Raw genomic sequence first — 19,776 nt, forward strand, 5'->3', positions numbered from 1 at the left:
GCATCTGGTGGGACTGTCGAGGCGGCCCTCCTCACAGTCCTGCCGCCCGGCGGCTCCCTCGAGCGTCGAGCGCCCAACCATGTGACTGCCTTGCTCGGGAGCGGCTAGGCTCTCTTCCACACCGGCCCGCCAGAGTTGGCTCTCCTGGCTGGTCGGAGCAAGCACCCCAACCTTGTGCCTGTTTGCCTCTCAGACGTCGGGCATGCTCGCTGCCGGGTACGAGCCCAGGACCTTGACGAAGGTGGCTCGTTGCAGAAGGCCAAGCAAGGCCTCTCGGCACGCCGGGTCGGCAGCGTGGCCTTCGAAGTCCAGGTAGAACACGTACTCCCACGGCCGGTTACGCCTGGGCCTCGACTCCAGCTTGGTAAGGTTGATGCCACGAGTAGCGAACTCGCCCAGGCATTCGTAGAGGGCGCCGGGGCGATGGGGCAGGGCCAGCACCAGGGAGGTCTTGCTACGTTCGGTGGGCTCCGGGGTAGAGGGGCCCAGAACGAAGAACCGGGTGTAGTTGAAGGGGTAGTCCTCGATGCCTACGTCCAAGACCTCAAGGTTGTAGATCTCCGCCGCCAGGCGGCTGGCGATGGCGGCGACGCCCGGCTCGGGGTTAGCAGCCAGGTCCTTGGCCGCGCCAGCGGTGTCGTAGGCTGGCTGGGGCTCCCAGCCTCGGGCCGCCAGATAGCGTTCGCACTGGGCCAGAGCTTGGGGGTGCGAGCGCACCACTCGGATCTGCTCCATCCGAGTGCCGCGAGGGGCCAGCAGGCAGTGGCGCACGCGCAGGAATACCTCCGCCTCGATCTTGAGATCACTCTCGAGAAGGAGATCGTAGGCGGCTATGACCGAGCCGGCCACAGCGTTCTCGATGGGCAGCATGCCTCGGTCGGCCCGCCCGCCCTGGACGGCGGCGATGATGTCGCCGAAGGAAGGCTGAGGGATGGGCTCGACGTCCGGACCGAAGTGCTGGCGGACGGCCTCCTCGGAGTAGGCTCCGTGTTCCCCCTGGAATGCTACCCTGGGCATAGCGGCTACTGCCTTGCCATGCGGGATTGCGGCGCTGCCAGGATCTGCCGCACTCGTTCGGCGATGGCTTCTGCCATGCGCCGCGTTCCCACCGCTGTAGGGTCGTCCCGGCTGGGTTTGAGGTCGTAGGTTACGTACTCCCCGGCGGCGATTACGTCCGCCACCGCCTGCTCCACCGCTGTCGCAGCAGCCTCCTCGCCCAGATGGCGCAGCATCATCATGCCGCTGAGGATGGTGGCGGTGGGGTTGACCTTGTCCTGGCCGGCATACTTGGGAGCGGAGCCGTGTACGGGCTCGAATACGGCGATGTCCTGGCCGATGTTGGCGCCAGGCGCCACTCCCAACCCGCCCACCAGGCCCGAGGCCAGGTCGCTCACGATGTCTCCGTACAGATTGGGCAGGACGAGGACGTCGTACTCCTCCGGCCGCTGGACCAGCTGCATGCACATGTTGTCCACGATGCGATCGTTGAACTCGAGGTCGGGGTAGTCGGCTGCCACCTCGCGGGCCACGGCCAGGAAGAGCCCGTCGGTGTGCTTCATGATGTTGGCCTTGTGCACGGCTGTCACACAGCGGCGTCCGTGCCGCCGGGCGTAGTCGAAAGCGAACCGCACGATCCTCTCGGAGGCGGGCCGGGTGATGACCTTGATGGACTCGGCAGCCACGCCCGGTATGACATCGTGCTCGATGCCAGCGTAGAGGTCCTCGGTGTTCTCCCTCACTATCACCAGGTCTATCCCCTGATAGCGGGAACGCACGCCGGGATAGCTCTTGGCGGGCCGAAGGTTGGCGTACAGGTCTAGGGCTTGGCGCAGGCTGACGTTGACGCTGCGGAAGCCGCCTCCTACCGGGGTGGTGATGGGCCCCTTGAGGGCGACTCGGGTGCGGCGAATTGAATCCAGGACCCTGTCCGGCAGAGGCGTGCCCTCGTCTTCGTACACGGGCAACCCGGCCTCCTCCACCTCCCACTCGAAGGCGACCCCGGTGGCCTCCAGGACCAGTCGAGCGGCACTCACCAGTTCGGGGCCGGTCCCGTCCCCCGGTATCAGGGTCACTCGATGCAGCTCTCTCAAGGTTCGTCTCTCCTTCGGCAACCAACTGCCCTGGATGGAAGTCGCGGCCAAGGCTTCGCCCTCTGCGACCACGCCGACACGGCGGTGGTGCCTCGCTGTCTCGCCACCGGTTTGGCCGTATGCCGTGCCGCGAGAACAGGCCCCGGTACCTGCGCCCCAGGGCGAGCGCAGGGGACTGCCCCCGCCCGCCCGATGCCGGAAAGGACGAGCGGCAACCTGCCCGTGGATTCAGTGTAACGGCCGGCGTGCCTCGAGGCCAACGGCGCGGTCATCCAGCGTGGGTGGCCACTCCGAGGAGGGACTCGGCACCCTCCAGGACCGCCTCCGACACTGTAGGATGGGCATGGACGGTGGCGGCTATCTCGGCGGCAGTGGCCTCCAACCGCATGGCCAGGGCAGCCTCCGCGATCAGCTCGGAGGCCGAGGGGCCCACGATGTGCACCCCTCGAACCACGTGGGTGTCCTCCTCGGCGACGATCTTCACCATACCCTCGATCTCGCCGTAGATGGCAGCCTTACCGTTGGCCCGCAGAGGGTAGCGAGTGACGGCCACGTCCAGACCCTGACTCTCTGCCTGCTCCTGGGTTAGGCCCACGCTGGCTATCTCGGGATGGGCGTACGTCGCACGGGGCATGGTCTCCTGATCCAGCCGCCGGGGCCGGCCTCCCGCGATGAGGTCAGCCACGTGCTTGCCCTCAGCCGCGGCGACATGAGCCAGGGCGAGCGTCGGAACGCAGTCCCCGATGGCGTACAGGTCGGGCACCGAGGTGCGCAGGTCGGCGTCCACCTCTATGAACCCCCGGACGCGTCGCACCCCCAGTTCCTCCAGGCCGATGTCGTCGGTGTTGGGGACCCGTCCCACGGCGACTAGGACCTTGTCCGCGGTGACTCGAACCGCCTGCCCCTGGGCTTGGCACTCTAGTAGGACGCGACCGCCGGACTGCCCTACGGCACGGACGGGAGCGTCGGTCAGGATGCGCACCCCGCGGCTGGCAAGCGATTGGGCCACCACCTCGGCGCACTCGCGGTCCTCCAGGGGGAGGATGTGAGGAAGCGCCTCGATGAGCGTCACCTCGGAGCCGAAGTCGGCAAACATGGAAGCGAACTCGGTGCCCACGGCGCCGGCACCCACCACCGCGATGGCGCCGGGGAGCTCCTCCAGGGCGAGAGCTTCGGTGCTGCCAAGCACGCGCGCTCCGTCTATGGGAAGCTGAGGAAGTTGGCGCTCGCGCGAGCCGGTGGCGATGACACGAATGGAGCCCCGGACGGTCCTGTGCCCCTCCTGGCCCCGAATGCCCACCACGCCGTCCGGCGCCAGACGTGCGTCTCCCGGGAAGACTTCGACCCCACGTTGGTAGAGCAAGGCCTCCACGCCGGAGGTAAGCCAACGCACCACTTTGGCCTGGTGCTGCCTTAGGGCAGGGAGGTTCAGCTTCGCCGGGCCCAGGGAGACGCCGAAGGGCGCGGCAGCAGCAGGACCACGCATGAAGGCGGCCGCCTGAAGGGCTACCTTGGTAGGAATGCAGCCTCGATTGAGGCAGACCCCGCCGATCCGATCCTTCTCCACCAAGGCCACCCGGAGGCCGCGTTGAGCAGCACGCAGGGCGCAGGAGTATCCCCCGGGGCCTCCCCCTAGGACCACCAGGTCATACAGCGTGTCTCCCGGCATACGAGCCTCCCCCCAAGGTCGGCGCGATTATAGCAGCCGGCCCAAAGGGGCGGCAAAGGGCTGGGCCTGATGCCGTTCTAACCAGGCTCTAATGAATCACTTGACATAAGAGGTGCATGCGAGCGTATGCGTGCGTTACAATTGGAGTGAGAAGGGTGCTCTTGGAGACGGATGAGTGGAGGGAAGGGTGCCCCCCGAGGTGCTGGTTCTGGCGGAGCGGCCGGAGAACTACGGCGGCCTCAGCGAGGAACTGGCCCAGAGGGGTTTCAGTGTCTCCATGGTGGAGTGGGGAGGCGGTGCCTGCATAGGCAGCGCGGAGAAGTCCGCCGCCTCCCTAGTGCTTGTGCAGGTGGACGACTTGGCCGAGGTGAGCCAGGCGGACATCGCCCAGCTAGCGGGCGAACGACCGGGACAGCGTCGGATCGTGGTGGTGGGGCGGGGCGAAGTGGAGGACCGGGTGCGGGTGTTGAATGCCGGGGCTGACATGTGCTTGGCGCCCGGGCTGAGCCGCGCGGAGCTCCTGGCCAGGCTGCTGGCGCTCTTGCGGCGTCCCAGCTTTCATCGGGAGCATCCGACTCTCTGGGAGGGGCAGCTGTCCATGGACCTGGTACGGCGCTCGGCGGCCTATCGGGGCCGTCGGCTGAACCTGTCGTCTTACGAGTACAAGGTTCTGCGTGACCTGGTGCTGCGGGTCATGGAATGTCGCTCGCGGTTCTCCGGTGGCCTGGGGGACGAGCGTCTTACCGGCGCTCTGCGGCGCCTGAGCGAGTATGCCGAGGGGCTGGAACAGCGGTCGCAGGCGAGGATGATGCACCCGCAGAGTCTTCCCTCGGGGGAGACGTTCGACACCCTGAGTGACTAACCCCGCCGCGGCCGGGCCGGCACGCCATAGACGAGCGCTCCCGCCGGGACGTCGTGGGTGACCACGGAGCCGGCTCCAATGACTGCGCCCGGCCCGATCTCCAGCGGTGCCACCAACATACTGCCGCTGCCCACGAAGGCGCGCTCCCCGATCCGGGTCCGGTGTTTGGTCTCTCCGTCGTAGTTGCAGGTCACCGCGCCAGCGCCTATGTTGGCCTCCGCCCCTACCTCGGCATCTCCCACATAGGAGAAGTGCCCCATGTGCACCCGCTGGCCCAGGTGGGAGCCTTTGACTTCTCCGAACGACCCCATGTGCACCCCTGAGTCGAGGGTGGTTCCCGGCCTGATGCGGGCGAAAGGTCCGATGGAGCAGTCCTCGGCGATTCGAGCTCCCTCGACGAACGAAGCCCGCACGGTGCAGCGGTCGGCGATGTGGCAGTCTCGCACGAACGTGTTGGGGCCGATGTGGCAGTCCTCGCCCACAGTGGTCTGGCCGCTGAGGAAGGTGTTGGGCCATATGGTGGTGTCCTGCCCCACCTTCACTCCGTGGTCCACGTAGGTGGTGTTCGGATCCAACAGAGTCACGCCCGAGAGCATTAGCTCCTCATTGATGCGCCGTCGCAGCACGCGTTCTGCCTGGGCCAGTTGCACCCGGTTATTGGGCCCGAGGACCTCATCTGCGTCGTAGGTGACCACGGGTTCTACCCGCCGGCCCTGGGCGACGGCCATGCCCACCATATCGGTCAGGTAGAGCTCCCCCTTGGGGCTGGGCTGCAGGAAGGGGAGGTTGTCCCACAGCCAGGCAGCGTCGAAGCAGTAGACGCTGCAATTGAGTTCCTTGATGGCCAGCTGCTCGGGGGAAGCTACCGCCTCCTCCACCACTGCCACCACACCGCCGGAGGCGTCGCGTATCACGCGGCCGTAGGCCATGGAATCCTCGGACACTACGGTGAGCATGGAGATGGTGGGGCGCAGCTGCCGGTAGCGGTCCACCACTGCCTCGAGCGTCTCTCGGCGCAGGAGAGGCATGTCGCCGAAGCTCACGAGCACGGCATCGCCCTCGCCCTGGAGAGCTTCCCTTGCCTGGAGGACGGCGTGGCCGGTGCCTAACGGCTGGTCCTGACGCACATAGCGCACCCGGTCGCCCAGGAGGGCGCGCAGCTGGAGCTCGTTGTCGCCCACGACGAGGGTGGGTGGGTAGGGGGAGAAGGTCTGGGCGGCGTCCACGCTGTACAGGATCATGGGCCGGCCCGCCAGGGGGTGGAGCACCTTGGAGGTACGGGAGCGGAAGCGGGTGCTCTTGCCGGCGGCGAGGATGAGTACCGAAAGCTCCATGTGTGGCGGCCTCGGATGGGTTGAGGTGGTGAGACGATCGGCCCATGGTGTGGCCGGGGTCCCGCTGAAGAAGGCTGGGGCGGGAGGATTCGAACCTCCAGATGGCGGCTCCAAAGGCCGCTGCCTTGACCGTTTGGCGACGCCCCAAGGGCTCAGCCCTATTGTAGCATCGCCGGGCCAGGGGGCACAAGGGTGTGCTCCTGGCCCTGGGAGTGCTGCAATCGCCCTTCCTGGCCGCACAAACCGCCCCAGTGCTGGTGTGCCCTTCCGACAGCCTCATGCTACACGATGCTACACTGATGCTGTCAGAACACCCGTTCTGGCCCAGAAGCACGAAGCCCGCCAGTGTGGTAGCTGACGGGCCGATGTGGTATCCTGTCGGTGTCAGTCAGCTCACCCTGACTGGCCATGCCCTGGGCTGCTAACACCAGCGCCGGGGCTTTTCGCTTGGTAAGGTGGCCACAGTCTACACCCAGTCAGCCAGGGCGTCAACAGCCCATTAGTGCGGAACGCCTCACGCCGGAATGTCAGGCCTATTGTCAGTGGCAGGGGCTCTAGGGCCACTCAGACGGGCAGCGTGATACCCCCCTTTGTGAATTTTGCGGTCATACGAGTGAGACCCCCGCCACGGTCCCGGCATCGGACCAGTCTGGCGATGGCGACGCCCTACCCTCGCCTATCCACTACCCGCAGGCCTGCTTCCCGTGTTGGGATGGCCAGCTCGCCCGTCTCCGCCTGCCGCACGGCCTCAGCCAGCAGGAAGTCCACCAGGTCGGACACTCCTACCCTGTGACTGACGGCCAGCCGGTCCAGAGCGGCAATGGTCTCCTCACGCAGCCGGTACGTGCGGGCACGGGAGTCCGGCCAGCGGGTGGCCAGCCGGTGGTAGTCGTGGGCGCCACCCCAGGTGTCAGTCATGGTTGCCCCCGAATGTTAGCAATTGTAGTCCAGAACGAGGATAGAAGCGGGACAATTCCCGCTAATGGCCCGAGCCAACGGGGAGGTCCCCGAACCAGTCGCAGAAGTCGCCCAACCGCAGCACCACCAGGTCGCCATCGTGGCGGGAGCCGGCCTCGTGCAGCACTACGCATGGCAACTGCGAGACTCCAGCAGCGGCCACCGCCTGACTCATGGCCTCGGTCAGCCACTGGGGCAGGGCCCTCCGGTGCTTCACCTCGATGCTCAGCCACTCGTGGGCCACATCGGGCACGTCTCCCCGTTGCCTGCCAGTGATAGGGACTCTACGGCCACCCAGGCGGGTGGCCACGGCCCGTTCGGTGGCCTTCCAGGTGGCTTCACTCATGGCGCCTCCTCTGCCGGCACCAGCTCGGATACCGGCACATTGCTCAGCAGCTGGCCCGAAGGGGTGAGCAGGTCGCACCGCCTGCCGTCGTCGCCGGCCTTCCTGGCGGCGTCCGCATCGGTCCACAGGCGAAGCACCGTGACCGCCAGCGTGGCCGTGTCGCCGAGGCGCAGCCGGTCGCCTACTACGTCTTTGGGGCGTCCCTGCTTCCTTGGGGTCGCCCCCGTCACCGCCACCGCTCTCGCTCCGGGGGCCACTGCCGGGGGTCGGGAGTCTGCCACCGCCCCCGGGCCCAGGCTCCGATTTCTCTCAGGCTCCACCCCTCGCCCAGCAGGTAGGCCAGCTTGGTGGCCCAGCTCGCCAGCTTGGGGCGGTAGCGGCCTCCGGGGCGGTCGGGGCGCAACAGCCCCGCCTCCTGCAGCCGCTCCAGGTCGTCCGGGGAGAGGCCGGACCTCCGGCACAGCTCCTCAGCGCTCAGGTAGGCCATTGTTCCACCCCCAAGGCGTTCCAGTAATGCTCGGGTCGCTCATGTTGAGTTTTCCAAGGCGTTGCAGTCACCCGCCTCAGCCAGCGACGGCGTGACCACCATTCCAAGACCACCGCCAGGCAGGCCAGCAGCCCCAGGGCTGCCACGGCCAGCACGGACTCGCTCATGCCTCCCCCCTTTCGTGTCCGGTTCCGGCCAGCATGATGCACTCAGTACATTGCAATTCTGGCCCGTTCCTGTCTGTCTGGTGCCGGGCTCACTGCACGGAAAGCCCATTTCCTGCCCTGTAGTGGCTTGCTGCTGGCATGGCACATACGGCGGGAACCGGAACCAGGCCGGACGTTTTCGGACATCTCCGGTCAGTTCAACACCGCACGGCGCTTCGCCTGAAGCCGGTCTTCCACCACGTACTGCACTCCTGGACGGGCACAGTTCTCACACAGGCCGTACCAGACGGTTCTCAACGTGCCCGGCGCCGGCGCCTCCGAGGTCAGTCCCCACCGTTCGGGTTGGTGCGGCACGAAGCAACCGAGGATGGTTGCCGGCGCCCCACAGAGCAGACAGCGTCTGACTGCCGGCTGAGCAGCGCCCTGGGGCACACAGGCCGACACTGTGCGGGGAACAGAGCCACGGGGCTTGCTCATAGTGGCTCCTCAGCTGCCAGGGCTGCCTCCCGGCATGCATTGCAGTACGTACGGGGCCACGGCACCGGTCTGCCGCAGTCCAGACAGGTCCGCCCAGAGGGCGCCTCAAGCTGGGTCACTGGCTCACTCTGTTCCGCTGCCTGGTGTTCCGCCCTGGCGGCCATGTCCGGCCAGCGCGCTTGATTCTTCCCCGTGGTCAGGTTGACTCGCCACTCCACACCGGGCGGGCAAACGTATCCATCGGGCAGGTCCTGCCACTCGGCGGAGGGGGTGAAGGGGGCAGCGTCGGTTGCAGTGTTGCAGTGTTGCACGGTTGTTGGGGGGGATAGAACACCCCCCTCCCCCCCTGCGACGACGGCGGCTAGAGTCTGCGGAGTCGGAAGAATAGGCTTCTCTTCGGGGAGGTCCTCGCCCGGCAGCAGCCGAGCGGGTTTGCCCCGTCGGTCCTCCAGGTTCACGAGGTAGCCGAGCTCAGTAGCCACCCGCACCCGGCGGCTGACAGTGCTCTTATCCAGGCCCAGAAGGTCGGCTAGGCGGCCAACGCTCACGGGGTCCTCGCCGCCGTGGCTTAGCTCCACCACCGCCTCGACAGTCTCCCGCACCGTGGGGCTCACCGTAGCCTGCACCCCTTCGCTCACCAGGTCCGCCACCAGCTCATACACGGCGGCGTAGTCGGCCAGAGTGGCGACGATGCGCCCCTGAGCGTCCCGCTCCCGCTGGGTCTGGTGCAGGATGGCATGGGCCTTGATGAGGTTCAGCAGGGCGCCGAAGTCCCGCCGCAGCCGCACGGCGGCAGGGTTGCACAGGGACGCCAGGTCGAGGGCGTAGGGGATGGTCACATCCCGGCAACCGGCCAGCTCCAGCCAGGTTTGCAGAGCGTGCCAGGGCGTCAGGTCCGAGTCCGCCGGCCCTTTGCCGTTGGCCCGGTCGGCCAGCGTGGCCAGGACGGCAGCGGTCTGCTCGGTGGTGTCCTTGACAGTGAGGGATAGCAACCGGGTCTCATTCTCCGGGTGCAGACTGGCCCAGGTGGTGGTGAGGATGGCGCCGGTGGGCCCGGCCCGCTCGATAAGCCGGGGCACCAGGCCCTCAGAAGTCTTCTCTACAGTCTCGTAGCGGATGCGCCCCTCGGAGAGGAGCGTCCTGAGCAGGTAGCTGCCGAAGTCGCTGGCCATGCCCGCTGCCTCATAGAGTACCAGCATGCGATGCGACAGGGGCTCCTGGCTGTAGGCCAGAGCCCTCTCGGACATGCTGGACAGGGCGTAGTACGCCGAATCCGGAAAGGCATCCAGGACCGTCTGGACGGCGAAGGACTTGCCGCCGGCGCTGGGGCCCTTCACTACGGCGCTCACCGGCCTGTCTAGCAGCCGGGTGGTCAGCACCAGGTACAGCAGCTTGGCGTTGCGCTCCTCTCCCACCAGGCCGGCCCGGCGGCAGTGCTCGGCGAAGGCACCCAGGATGTCGGGCTGGGTCAGCAGTTGCCCCGCCCTGGCCTTGGCTGCTGCTGCTTCCTGGCTCACCTGCTTGGCGGCTATCTCCCGATATGGCCTGGCCTCTGCCATGAGGCGCTGCATCAGCGCCGGCACGTCCTCGCCCAGTAGGTGACACTCGCTGATATCCTTACGGCCATCCGGCGCCGTGATGATGCGGGCGTCGGGGAGCGACTGGCCCACCTTGGCGGCAAACCTGTGCCCACCGTCGTCCGGCTCCTGCCACACGTAGACGGTCAGCCCTTCTAGGTAGGTGGCCCACTCCGCTTTCCAGGTACTGGCGCCGGGGAGGCCCAGGGCGGGGACGTCATGGTACCAGAGCGTTTGGGTGTCGGACTCCCCCTCCACCAGGACCACATAGCCGGCCTGGCGGGCATTGTCCAGCCGCCAGAGGCCATAGGGCATGGTCTTGGAGCCCTTGCGCCAACGGAAGCGGTCCTTGCCGGTCAGGCTCAGCCGCAGCCGGGCCGCCGTCTCGGTACCATCGGCGTCATAGTAGGGAACGCTCAGGGCTGGACGGCCCTTGAGGTGCACCGTCCCCACCCCTAGGACCTCCAGGAAGGGCACCGGCAGGGCCTTGGCCTCGGCGTAAGCTTCCAGAGTGAGGGGGGGAGGGGGGGTGTTCTTACCCCCCGTGCAACACTGCAACACTGCAACGCTACTTACGGGCGCTAACTTCTCGGCAAGCTGCCGAAGGCTGCCTTTGTCCCCTGTGGCGAAGTCAACGTAGCCCTTCGGTCCGACAGAGAAGCTGCCGCTGCTACGGTCCGCTCGGAGCGGCGACAGGGGCCAATAGTCGCCTTTGCTGTCTGGCCACTTGTCGTCGGGACAGTCGCCACGGTTCAGGTGGGGCAGGATGGCTTGCAGTAGGTCAGTCACGGCATCACCGCCTCGAAGAGCCCCAGCTGGCGCACTGCCGGCTCCCCAGGGTCGGAGACCTTCCACAGCGCCAGCGGTAGCGCTAACTGCTCACCATGCCCCCGATTCAGGCGTATGCCCTTGCTCCAGAACAGCCCTAGAGGTGCGCTGTATGTCCGGCCGGAGTCGGTGTCCGTGACTTCGGTAGCCAGGGCCCCAAGGTGCTGAGCATCCAGGAGGGTCCGTACATCCCAGGCGATGGCCGGCGGGGTGCGCAGGAAGTGCTCACGGGCTCGCACCCGCTTGCGGAGCACGCCACTGGCGACCGTGCCCACTACCTTGCCAGATTGATTGCGGACCGGGGTGCCGCTAGAATGGGGATGACGGTCTCCGCCGTCTGTGTTCCGTTGCCCGCCCCTGGCCTGCCAGCCGGGGGCACTTCTTTTCAGCGGGGGCATGGTGTGGCCTCCCGCTCGGGCTCCGGCTCCTCGCCCAGCAGCTCCCGCCGCACGGCGTCCCGAATGAGTGACTCCAGCACCTCGTCTTCAGACTGCTGGCGCCGCTCGGCTAGCTCGGTGAGCGCCACTCGAATGAGGAGCGGGACACGTATCTGATGCAGACTCGCCGACATAGCGAAACCTCCTGAGCGTTTGCCAGGAGGCTACCACAAGCCAGATAACAAAAATTGTTAAATGAGCGATATTGGCTTTATTGGTTTTCGCCCAGCTCCCTCATCCTTTGCTGGATGCGCCGCACGGTACTGGGCGGCAGCCCCACAACGGCAGCAGCGCCTATGGCGTTGTGCTTACCCTCAGCTATCAGTCGCTCATAGCGCCTGGCTTTCTGGCACCGCTCTGCCCAGTCTTCCCGCTCTTCCATCCGGGGAGCGCCCCGCTTCGGCCTGTCTTTCGCCTCGGCCTCCCCCTCGGTCTCCATAGGGCCGGCCTCGGCGGGGGTATTGCCCTCTAGTACATGCCCCTCCAGCCTCAGGTGCTCGGCAAAGCGCTCGCACCACCTAACCAGCGGGGGGTAATCGTCAGCAGCAAGCATGCCCTGGCCAAGGACGCCCTTCACAGGGTGGCCAACACGAAAGCCCCAGTCGTGCGAGTCGTTGGGCAGTATGGTGAGCACACAGCCCACCCCACTCTTGCTGAACTCGATGACCGGCCCGCCTGGTATCTGGCCCAAACGAAAGCGCAGAAGGCCGGACACAGATTGCTCCCTGAGAAGGGGCGGCCAGTATGATAGGCCACCTTCCCGAAAGTAGTGTTGCTCCAGGGCTTGGGCCGCCGCCTCCTGGTCAAGGCTCAGGCGCAGCGTCAGCGGCGGCGTAACCCCACTCGCACCCTCGACGAGGGGAACGGGCCTGCCTGGCTGCCACGGTATCCGGTACCAGCAAGACTCTGCGGGCCCTTCGTGCCTTGGCTGCCCCGCTTCGGCTGGGCCTTCAGTGGCCCTTGCCAGGAGCTCGGGCCACGCAATGAATGACTCCCTTCTCACTTCGTGCATCAAGAGCTGCCAGCGAAGGAGCCCAGACGTGCTCTCCCCATTGGAGAGTAGTCTGCCGCCATCGTCAGTCCAGAACATAGAGCGGTGGCACCGAGGTGCGTCGTGGCCCCAGTTAACCTGACACCCTTCGCACGTCCGCTCCAGGCCAGCAGCGGCGAGCATGTCCCAGGTTGGCTGCTGGCCGTCGGGCACCTGCCATACGACAAGGTGGATGCTCCACTTGTCGCTGTACCTCTCATGGCAGCCCATCACCCACTTGCCCATGGCCCACCCCCAACGCAACGAGCCCGCCCCAGCAATGTGCTTGCTGAAGCGGGCTCTGTCGATTACCCTTCCCTTGCTGGGGCGCTGTGCCCGCCTCAGCCATAGCCCCAGGGCTCCCACCCGTGGGGCTTCTCTCTTGCGTGGCGTAAGTCTAGCACGGGGATGCTACTCCGTCGAGGCGGTGACAGCCGTACACCTAGCGGATACTTCTGGCGCCTACGGTCCGGCTCGGTCGCCACATAAGCGCATTGCACTTCCATATGTTCCAAAAGAGGTGCGCACTTCTGCGCACGCTGTGTGCACTTTTGCGCACTATGGTTGCCCCCCTTCCCGCACCACTCCCAGGAGGGCCGGATAGCTGTTGTCTCCCAGCTTGACGATGCTGCCATCATCCAGCTCTACTGTGTACACGTGCTCGGTGGGGCCGAAACCCCTCAGGCTGAAGTCGTCCGGCGCCCCGCCACAGAAGCGGTGGCCGATGACAGCCGCCACCTTGCGCCCCGGCAGTAGCCCGGCCTCCTGGGCCTTCTCCAGGAGCCTCTCGGCCAGAATCACCATGCGGCCAGAATGGTAGGAGTTGCGCCAATAGGGCGTCCTCTCCTCCTCCGGCAAGGCCTCGATTCTCATCCTCGCACCTCCTCCAGGTAGGCATCCCAAGGTCCCCGCCGGCGCCCATCCCTCAGGCAGGCAGCCAGGGCCTTGGCTTTCAGAACTTCACGGCGCCAGCGGGTCAGCACCGCCTGATTGCGATGGCCGGCCTCCAGGCGGCGCTGGTAGTACTCCGCTCTGGCGTCCTGGCGGGCTAGGGCTTGCTCACGCTGTCTCTGGTTCATCCCAAACCCCCCTTTCTGCCAGCTCCGCAGGGCAGGGATAGAGGCTGCTCATGTTCACCGCTCCGCCCAGCTCCTCGATAGCCTCGATGGCCTCCTCCTCCAGCTCCTCCCAGTTGAGCGCCTCCTTGAGGACGTTGCCCTCCCAGCGCCCCACCGCAGCACGACAGTTCCAGACATTGATGACGTAGCCCGGTAGACCCATTAGAAAGTCCATGTTCCCACCTCCTCATGATGGATATGTCTCGGAGGGCCCAGAACGGCCCTCTGGCGGCCTCTCAGCGGCCTCTAGCGGCCATTCCTACCGGCTCCCCGACAGAGCCCGCTCTATGGCCCTGGTAGCGGCACTGTCGTCGCTGGCCAGGGCGTGGGAATACACCTGGGCCGTGATGCCGCTGTGAGCGTGGCCCAGGCGCCGGGACACTTCGGGCAAGGGCAGTCCCTGGCTGAGGAGTAGGCTGGCGTGCAGGTGTCTCAGGCCATGAGGAGTCAGTTTCGGCACCCCGACGGCCTCACAGGCCCTCTGGAGGGCACGGGCCACGGTGCTCCCCTGGAGGGGCTGTCCTGCCTCCCCGGTGAACACCAGCCCGGAGTCATGCCAGTGGGGGCCGGCCCGTAGCCGCCGTTCTGCCTGCAGAGCTCTCTGGCGCCGCAAGGCCGCCACTCCCTCCGGTGGCAATGAGATGGTGCGGCTCCCCGCTTTCGTCTTGGGCGTCGTCACTACCCACTCCCCCCGGATGTGCTGGCCGGCCTTGGTGATGCTCACCACACTGCCCTGCACGTCCGTCCACTCCAGAGCCAGCGCCTCCCCCAGCCGACAGCCGGACGTGAGGAGCACCACCCATAGGGGTTGCAACCAATGGCCTGCCGTGCCGGCCAGGAAGGTACCCAGCTCCTCCGGGCTCCACACGTCCTGCCGGGGAGCCTGATACTGGGGGCGCAACACCTTGTCGCAAGGGTTGTCCGCCATCCAGCCCCAGACCACTGCCAGCCGGAACATCCGGTGCAGCCGGCAGTGGAGGCGCTGGGCCAGGCGGTGGTGTCCCCGCCCTTGGACGGCGGCATAGAGGGACTGGATGCGGTCGGGGCTGACCTGGGAGAGCCGCACCCGGCCCAGGGCGGGCAGGACGTGCAGCTCCATCTCCTGGCGGTAGTCGTGCAGGGTGCGGGGCTTGAGCTGGGGACTGACCGCCCCCAGCCAGGCCGCCACCAGGTCGGCCACGGTGCGCCGCCCCGGAGCGGGCAGAGTGCCGGCGCCGGCCTGTCGCTTGAGGGCGGCCAGCTTCTCCGCCGCCTCTTTGCGGGTAGCGCCGTAGACGGTGCGTCGCCTGCCCTCCAGGCTGAGGGAGGCCACCCATCGTCCGTCTGTTCGTTGGTAGATACTGCCTTCGCCGGGGCTTCTGCGTGCCATGTCGGCTCCTTTCGCCCCGGCTGGGTCACAACTTGCTGTGACCGGTGATGCTACACGGAAGCTACACGAACGGATGTTCTGGGTGGGGGCATACTACTGGTAGGGCTGGGGAGGTCTGTGGGAGACTAGGGGTAGGGGGTGGTTGGGCCTCGGGTTCGGGACAGCGGCTCCAAAGGCCGCTGCCTTGACCGTTTGGCGACGCCCCAAGGGCTCAGCCCTATTGTAGCATCGCCGGGCCAGGGGGCACAACGAGGGCAGGCAAGAGCTCAGGGCCGGGGGGAGCGAGTGTGCTCAGATGGCAGTGGCACGGCGTGCTCTCGCGCGGGCGGCCTCTACGCCGAGCTCATGCCCTGGAGGTACCGAAGAGAACGTAAACGGTGTGGTAGGGGCAGACCACCGTGTCTGCCCTCGGGCGGATGGAGGCGTCCGCCCCTCCCGGCCGTTCTCGGGTTAGGCTCCCAGAGCCCGCTCTTCGGCCGGCTGCGGGGGCAAGGCGATGTGGTTTGACTCCCCCTTGAGCAGTGCCCGTGCCCATGCGCGCTGGCCGTGCGGAGACATGGCGCGCGTGGGCGCGCGCACTCCTCACATAGAGGGTGCGGCAGGCGCGGTGGGCAGGTCGGAACACGCCACCCGTGGGCGCGCGCAGTCCTCCAAGGAACGCTGTGGATGCGGTGTAGTCGGGGCTTGCTCTCGTAGTCTGAGGCCAGCGAAGAGACTGAGCGGCGGTGCTCGTCTCAGCACTCGTCCCCCCGGCCCTGAGGCGTTGCGGGGGTGAGCTCCTACTTGAGTAGCGCCCACTCAACTTACTTGACTGGGAGACACTCACATGCTAGAATGCCGCGCATGAGAATCCGGTGAGTCGGGGATGGAATACAAGGACTACTACAAGATACTGGGAGTGAGCCGGGACGCCAGCGACGATGACATTCGCAAGGCCTATCGCCGGCTGGCGCGCAAGCATCACCCGGACGTGAACCCCAATGACAAGGAAGCGGCCAACCGCTTCAAAGAGATCAACGAGGCCTATCACGTCCTTTCCGATCCCGAGAAGCGGCGCAAGTACGACCAGCTGGGTAGCAGCTGGGAGCAGTGGCAGCGGAGTGGTGCCAATGCCGGCGGGTTCGACTGGAGCCAGTGGTTCGGTGGCGCCCAGGCCGGCCCTGCCGCCGGTCAGAGGGTGTACACCACTGACTTCGGCACTGAGGACCTGGGTGGTTTCGGATTCTCCGACTTCTTCGAGGCGTTATTCGGCTCCATGGGGGGTGCCCCAGGCACTCGCACTCGCCAGCGTTCCTGGACGCAGGTGCCCCGCAGGGGACAAGACGTAGAGCACGAGGTGGAGATCAACCTCGAGGAGGCCTACCGCGGCACCACGCGGGTCATCGCCATAAACGGCAAGCGACTGGAGGCCAGCATCCCTCCTGGGGTGCGTACCGGGTCGCGCGTGCGGCTACGGGGGCAGGGCGGCCCAGGTTCCGCAGGAGGACCATCCGGCGACCTGTATCTGCGAGTGAAGGTGCGGGAGCACCCTCGCTTCGAGCGCAAGGGAGACGACCTCTACACCGAGGTGCCGGTGGACCTATACACCTGCATCCTGGGAGGCACCGTCAGTTTCCGCGGGCTGAGCGGCGACCTCAGGCTGAGCATCCCTCCCGGAACCCAGAACGGGCGCACCTTCCGCCTGCGGGGCCAGGGCATGCCGAACCTGCACCATCCGGAGCAGCGGGGCGATCTGTACGCCAAAGTCCGAGTCGTCCTCCCCACCGGATTGACCGAAGAGGAGCTGGAGCTATTCCGGCAGCTGGCTGGCCGACAGACGATCGAGAAAGCCCGATAGGGGATAGAGCCGTGTCTTCCCTTGATCCGCAGGCCGAACCAAGGTACTCCATCGGGGTCGCGGCGCGTATGGTTAGCCTGCACCCCCAGACCCTGCGCCACTACGAGGGGCTAGGGTTGGTTACCCCCCGGCGCACGCGCGGGAATCGCCGCCTCTATTCCGAACGAGACCTGGAGCGGCTTAGACTCATATGCCGCTTGACCGGAGAGCTCGGGGTGAACCTGGCAGGAGTCGAGGTGATCCTGAACATGACGGAGCAGATACAAGAGATGCGAGAGGAGAGCGCGCGGCGGGAACAGGAGCTGCTGCAAGAGATCGAGTACCTGCGCCGGTTGGTCGCGGCCGAGGGACGCGTACGAGTGCTTTCGAGCCGGCCGGCGCTGCCCGGGGGGATGGAAAGCTGATGACGCTGAGGAGACGCTGATCTCTGGTCACGTTCGCGCCATCTGGTCAGCGTTCATATCCGTGGTATGAGCGGCACCTAAGTTCCACTTGATAACGTTAGGGGGCAGATGATGGACTACAGCAAGTTTACCGAGAGAGCGCGAGAGGCTCTCGCTGGTGCCCAGGAGAGGGCAAGAGAGAGCCACCACCCCCAGATCGAGCCGGAGCACCTGCTGTTGGCGCTGCTGGAGCAGCCGGATGGTGTGGTGTCCCGGGTCCTAGCCAAGATGGGAGTGGACCAGGCTAGCGTGAGGCGCGAAGCCCTCAGCCGGCTTGAGAGGATGCCGACGGCGCACGGGGCGGTGCAGGTCTACCTGTCTCGGGCGCTGGACGCGGTGCTACGGGAGTCGCTGGAAGAGGCGCAGAACATGCGCGACGACTACGTAAGCACCGAGCACATGCTACTGGCGCTCACGGGGCCATCGGCTGGGGCAACGGCGCAGTGGCTGCGCCGGCTAGGCATCGAGCGCGACGCAGTGCTGCGCGCCCTCACTCAGGTGCGCGGCAGCCAGCGGGTGACCGACCCCAACCCTGAGGGCAAGTATCAGGCCTTGGAGCGCTACGGCCGAGATCTGACTCAGATGGCGGCGCAGGGCAAGCTGGACCCGGTGATTGGCAGGGATGAGGCCATAAGGCGGATCACGCGCATACTGCTTCGGCGCACCAAGAACAACCCGGTGCTGGTGGGTGAGCCAGGAGTGGGCAAGACCGCCATTGTGGAGGGTCTGGCTATCCGCATCACCAATGGCGACGTGCCCGAGGGTCTCAAGAACAAGAAGCTGGTGGCGCTCGACTTGGGCTCCCTGATCGCCGGGGCCAAGTACCGGGGCGAGTTCGAGGAGCGGCTCAAGGCAGTGCTGAAGGAGATAACCGACTCCCGCGGCCAGGTCATCCTGTTCATAGACGAGCTCCACACTGTAGTGGGAGCCGGGGCCGCCGAAGGGGCCATGGATGCCAGCAACATGCTGAAGCCGATGCTGGCCCGGGGCGAGTTGCACGCCATCGGGGCCACTACCCTGGACGAGTACCGGGAGCACATCGAGAAGGACGCCGCCCTGGAGCGCCGCTTCCAGCCCGTATACGTGGGCGAGCCCAGCGTGGAGGACACCATTAGCATCCTCCGGGGCCTGAAGGAGCGGTACGAGGTGCACCATGGAGTGCGCATCAGCGACTCGGCCCTGGTGGCCGCGGCTACGCTGTCGCACCGCTACATTAGCGATCGGTTCCTGCCCGACAAGGCCATAGACCTGGTGGACGAGGCTGCCGCCCGTCTGCGCATGGAGATAGACAGCCTGCCCGCCGAACTGGACGAGATCCAGCGGCGCATCATGCAGTTGCAGATCGAGCAGCAGGCCCTCCGCAAGGAGACCGACCCCGCTAGCCAGGACAGACTGGCTCGTCTGGAGGAAGAGCTGGGTCGCCTGGAGGGGGAGCGCGACCAGCTGCAGCAGCGTTGGCAGGCAGAGAAGGCTGCCCTACAGGCCATTCGCGACGTTAAGGACCGCATGGAGCACACCCGGACGGAGATCGAGCGGGCGGAGCGCGTGGGCGATCTGGAGACGGCAGCTCGGCTGCGCTACGGAGAGTTGGCCCAGTTGCAGCGGCAGCTTGGGGAAGCGGAGGCAAGGCTGCACGACCTGCAGGCGAAGGGTGGGCTGCTGAAAGAAGAGGTCACCGACGACGACATCGCTGAGGTTGTAAGCGAGTGGACCGGAATACCCGTATCTCGGATGCTGGAAGGTGAGGTCCAGAAGCTGTTGCGCATGGAGTCGCGACTGCGCCAGAGAGTGGTGGGCCAGGACCACGCTATCCAGGCGGTGGCTAACGCTGTGAGGCGCTCTCGCGCCGGCCTTCAGGACCCCAACCGCCCCATCGGGTCCTTCATCTTCCTCGGTCCCACGGGGGTGGGCAAGACGGAGTTGGCCCGAGCACTGGCCGAGTTCCTGTTCGACGATGAGCAGGCCATGCAGCGCATAGATATGAGCGAGTACCAGGAGCGCCACACTGTGGCTCGTCTGATCGGGGCTCCGCCGGGCTACGTGGGGTACGAGGAAGGCGGTCAGCTGACTGAGGCAGTGCGGCGGCGGCCATACTCGGTGGTACTCTTCGACGAGATCGAGAAGGCGCACCCGGAGGTGTTCAACGTTCTGCTGCAAGTGCTGGATGACGGCCGGCTCACGGATGGGCACGGCCGAACGGTGGACTTCCGCAACACTGTCATCATCATGACCTCGAATATCGGCAGTCAGTGGATTCATGAGCTGGGTGGACGCGATGACGAGGAGATGCGCCGCAGGGTGATGCAGGCCCTGCAGTCTCACTTCCGGCCGGAGTTCCTGAACCGGATCGATGAGGTGGTTATCTTCAACTCTCTGCACCAAGAGCAACTGGTTCAGATAGTGCGCATCCAGGTGGACCGGCTGCGGGCTCTGCTGGCAGACCGAGACGTCACGCTGGAGCTCTCGGAGGCGGCGTACGACTACCTGGCGGAGGTGGGGTACGACCCCGCGTTCGGCGCTCGACCGCTCAAGCGAGCCATCCAGAGAGAGTTGGCCGACAAGCTGGCCCTGCGCCTGCTGCAGGGAGACTTCCGGGATGGTGATACAGTGTACGCCGACGTGGGCGCCGACGGACTGACCTTCAGTCGCGAGCCTCTGGCTGAGGCAGCTGGGTAGGGGTGCGGAGGCCGTCCCAGATTGGCCTAAGGGGCGGCCTGGTTTCTGGTTTTCAGCAGACGGCAGAAGTTA

At 66.4% G+C, this 19,776-nt stretch carries 20 protein-coding genes and 1 tRNA gene; 4 read left to right on the top strand and 17 right to left on the bottom strand.

Going from position 1 to position 19,776, the window contains the following annotated elements; all coding sequences use genetic code 11:
* Positions 1 to 189: 189 nt before the first annotated feature.
* The 3 genes from pheA to lpdA all read right to left on the bottom strand — a co-directional run bounded on the left by pheA (position 190) and on the right by lpdA (position 3,759).
* Positions 190 to 1,017 carry a prephenate dehydratase gene (gene pheA, locus HPY83_08780; GenBank protein NPV08043.1) on the bottom strand — a complete coding sequence of 276 codons (828 nt, stop codon included), beginning with the start codon at positions 1,015 to 1,017 and terminating at the stop codon, positions 190 to 192.
* Between the two features lie 5 nt (positions 1,018 to 1,022).
* On the bottom strand, positions 1,023 to 2,081 hold the full coding sequence (locus HPY83_08785; GenBank protein NPV08044.1) for an isocitrate/isopropylmalate dehydrogenase family protein: 1,059 nt from the start codon (positions 2,079 to 2,081) through the stop codon (positions 1,023 to 1,025).
* Positions 2,082 to 2,358: 277 nt separating this feature from the next.
* Positions 2,359 to 3,759 carry a dihydrolipoyl dehydrogenase gene (lpdA, locus tag HPY83_08790; GenBank protein ID NPV08045.1) on the bottom strand — a complete coding sequence of 467 codons (1,401 nt, stop codon included), beginning with the start codon at positions 3,757 to 3,759 and terminating at the stop codon, positions 2,359 to 2,361.
* Between the two features lie 175 nt (positions 3,760 to 3,934).
* On the opposite strand from lpdA, the gene HPY83_08795 reads away from it, so the two are divergent.
* On the top strand, positions 3,935 to 4,621 hold the full coding sequence (locus HPY83_08795) for a hypothetical protein (GenBank protein ID NPV08046.1): 687 nt from the start codon (positions 3,935 to 3,937) through the stop codon (positions 4,619 to 4,621).
* On the opposite strand, the gene glmU is transcribed toward HPY83_08795, so the two are convergent.
* The 14 genes from glmU to HPY83_08865 all read right to left on the bottom strand — a co-directional run bounded on the left by glmU (position 4,618) and on the right by HPY83_08865 (position 14,748).
* Positions 4,618 to 5,955, bottom strand: a complete 1,338-nt coding sequence (glmU, locus tag HPY83_08800; GenBank protein NPV08047.1) for a bifunctional UDP-N-acetylglucosamine diphosphorylase/glucosamine-1-phosphate N-acetyltransferase GlmU — start codon at positions 5,953 to 5,955, stop codon at positions 4,618 to 4,620. The genes HPY83_08795 and glmU overlap by 4 nt on opposite strands.
* Before the next feature lie 74 nt (positions 5,956 to 6,029).
* Positions 6,030 to 6,102, bottom strand: a tRNA-Gln gene (locus HPY83_08805).
* Between the two features lie 519 nt (positions 6,103 to 6,621).
* The gene (locus HPY83_08810) at positions 6,622 to 6,873 is read right to left on the bottom strand and encodes a hypothetical protein (GenBank protein ID NPV08048.1); all 252 of its coding nucleotides are present in this window, start codon (positions 6,871 to 6,873) and stop codon (positions 6,622 to 6,624) included.
* Between the two features lie 61 nt (positions 6,874 to 6,934).
* Positions 6,935 to 7,258, bottom strand: coding sequence for a hypothetical protein (locus tag HPY83_08815; protein NPV08049.1), 324 nt, complete (start codon positions 7,256 to 7,258; stop codon positions 6,935 to 6,937).
* Positions 7,255 to 7,494: a hypothetical protein gene (locus HPY83_08820; protein ID NPV08050.1), complete on the bottom strand. Its 240-nt coding sequence runs from the start codon at positions 7,492 to 7,494 to the stop codon at positions 7,255 to 7,257. The genes HPY83_08815 and HPY83_08820 overlap by 4 nt, the downstream gene beginning before the upstream one ends.
* Entirely contained in the window at positions 7,485 to 7,745 is a 261-nt protein-coding gene (locus HPY83_08825; GenBank protein ID NPV08051.1) for a MerR family transcriptional regulator, read from the bottom strand. Before HPY83_08825 ends, HPY83_08820 begins: the two co-directional genes overlap by 10 nt.
* Before the next feature lie 640 nt (positions 7,746 to 8,385).
* Complete coding sequence (locus tag HPY83_08830; GenBank protein NPV08052.1) at positions 8,386 to 10,755, bottom strand: MarR family transcriptional regulator; 2,370 nt, start codon at positions 10,753 to 10,755, stop codon at positions 8,386 to 8,388.
* Entirely contained in the window at positions 10,752 to 11,192 is a 441-nt protein-coding gene (locus HPY83_08835; GenBank protein ID NPV08053.1) for a hypothetical protein, read from the bottom strand. Before HPY83_08835 ends, HPY83_08830 begins: the two co-directional genes overlap by 4 nt.
* Positions 11,180 to 11,365: a hypothetical protein gene (locus tag HPY83_08840; protein ID NPV08054.1), complete on the bottom strand. Its 186-nt coding sequence runs from the start codon at positions 11,363 to 11,365 to the stop codon at positions 11,180 to 11,182. Before HPY83_08840 ends, HPY83_08835 begins: the two co-directional genes overlap by 13 nt.
* Before the next feature lie 77 nt (positions 11,366 to 11,442).
* Positions 11,443 to 11,946, bottom strand: coding sequence for a hypothetical protein (locus HPY83_08845; protein NPV08055.1), 504 nt, complete (start codon positions 11,944 to 11,946; stop codon positions 11,443 to 11,445).
* A gap of 873 nt (positions 11,947 to 12,819) precedes the next feature.
* Positions 12,820 to 13,134: a hypothetical protein gene (locus HPY83_08850; GenBank protein NPV08056.1), complete on the bottom strand. Its 315-nt coding sequence runs from the start codon at positions 13,132 to 13,134 to the stop codon at positions 12,820 to 12,822.
* The gene (locus HPY83_08855; GenBank protein NPV08057.1) at positions 13,131 to 13,340 is read right to left on the bottom strand and encodes a hypothetical protein; all 210 of its coding nucleotides are present in this window, start codon (positions 13,338 to 13,340) and stop codon (positions 13,131 to 13,133) included. Before HPY83_08855 ends, HPY83_08850 begins: the two co-directional genes overlap by 4 nt.
* Complete coding sequence (locus HPY83_08860; GenBank protein ID NPV08058.1) at positions 13,321 to 13,554, bottom strand: hypothetical protein; 234 nt, start codon at positions 13,552 to 13,554, stop codon at positions 13,321 to 13,323. Before HPY83_08860 ends, HPY83_08855 begins: the two co-directional genes overlap by 20 nt.
* A gap of 84 nt (positions 13,555 to 13,638) precedes the next feature.
* Positions 13,639 to 14,748, bottom strand: coding sequence for a site-specific integrase (locus tag HPY83_08865; GenBank protein NPV08059.1), 1,110 nt, complete (start codon positions 14,746 to 14,748; stop codon positions 13,639 to 13,641).
* Positions 14,749 to 15,613: 865 nt separating this feature from the next.
* On the opposite strand from HPY83_08865, the gene HPY83_08870 reads away from it, so the two are divergent.
* The 3 genes from HPY83_08870 to clpB all read left to right on the top strand — a co-directional run bounded on the left by HPY83_08870 (position 15,614) and on the right by clpB (position 19,704).
* The gene (locus HPY83_08870; GenBank protein NPV08060.1) at positions 15,614 to 16,585 is read left to right on the top strand and encodes a J domain-containing protein; all 972 of its coding nucleotides are present in this window, start codon (positions 15,614 to 15,616) and stop codon (positions 16,583 to 16,585) included.
* 68 nt (positions 16,586 to 16,653) lie between these two features.
* Complete coding sequence (locus HPY83_08875) at positions 16,654 to 16,989, top strand: MerR family transcriptional regulator (protein ID NPV08061.1); 336 nt, start codon at positions 16,654 to 16,656, stop codon at positions 16,987 to 16,989.
* A gap of 111 nt (positions 16,990 to 17,100) precedes the next feature.
* Positions 17,101 to 19,704 carry an ATP-dependent chaperone ClpB gene (gene clpB / locus HPY83_08880; protein ID NPV08062.1) on the top strand — a complete coding sequence of 868 codons (2,604 nt, stop codon included), beginning with the start codon at positions 17,101 to 17,103 and terminating at the stop codon, positions 19,702 to 19,704.
* The last annotated feature ends 72 nt before the right edge of the window (positions 19,705 to 19,776 follow it).

The sequence above is a fragment of the Anaerolineae bacterium genome, from assembly GCA_013178015.1.
Taxonomy (GTDB): domain Bacteria; phylum Chloroflexota; class Anaerolineae; order DRVO01; family DRVO01; genus Ch71.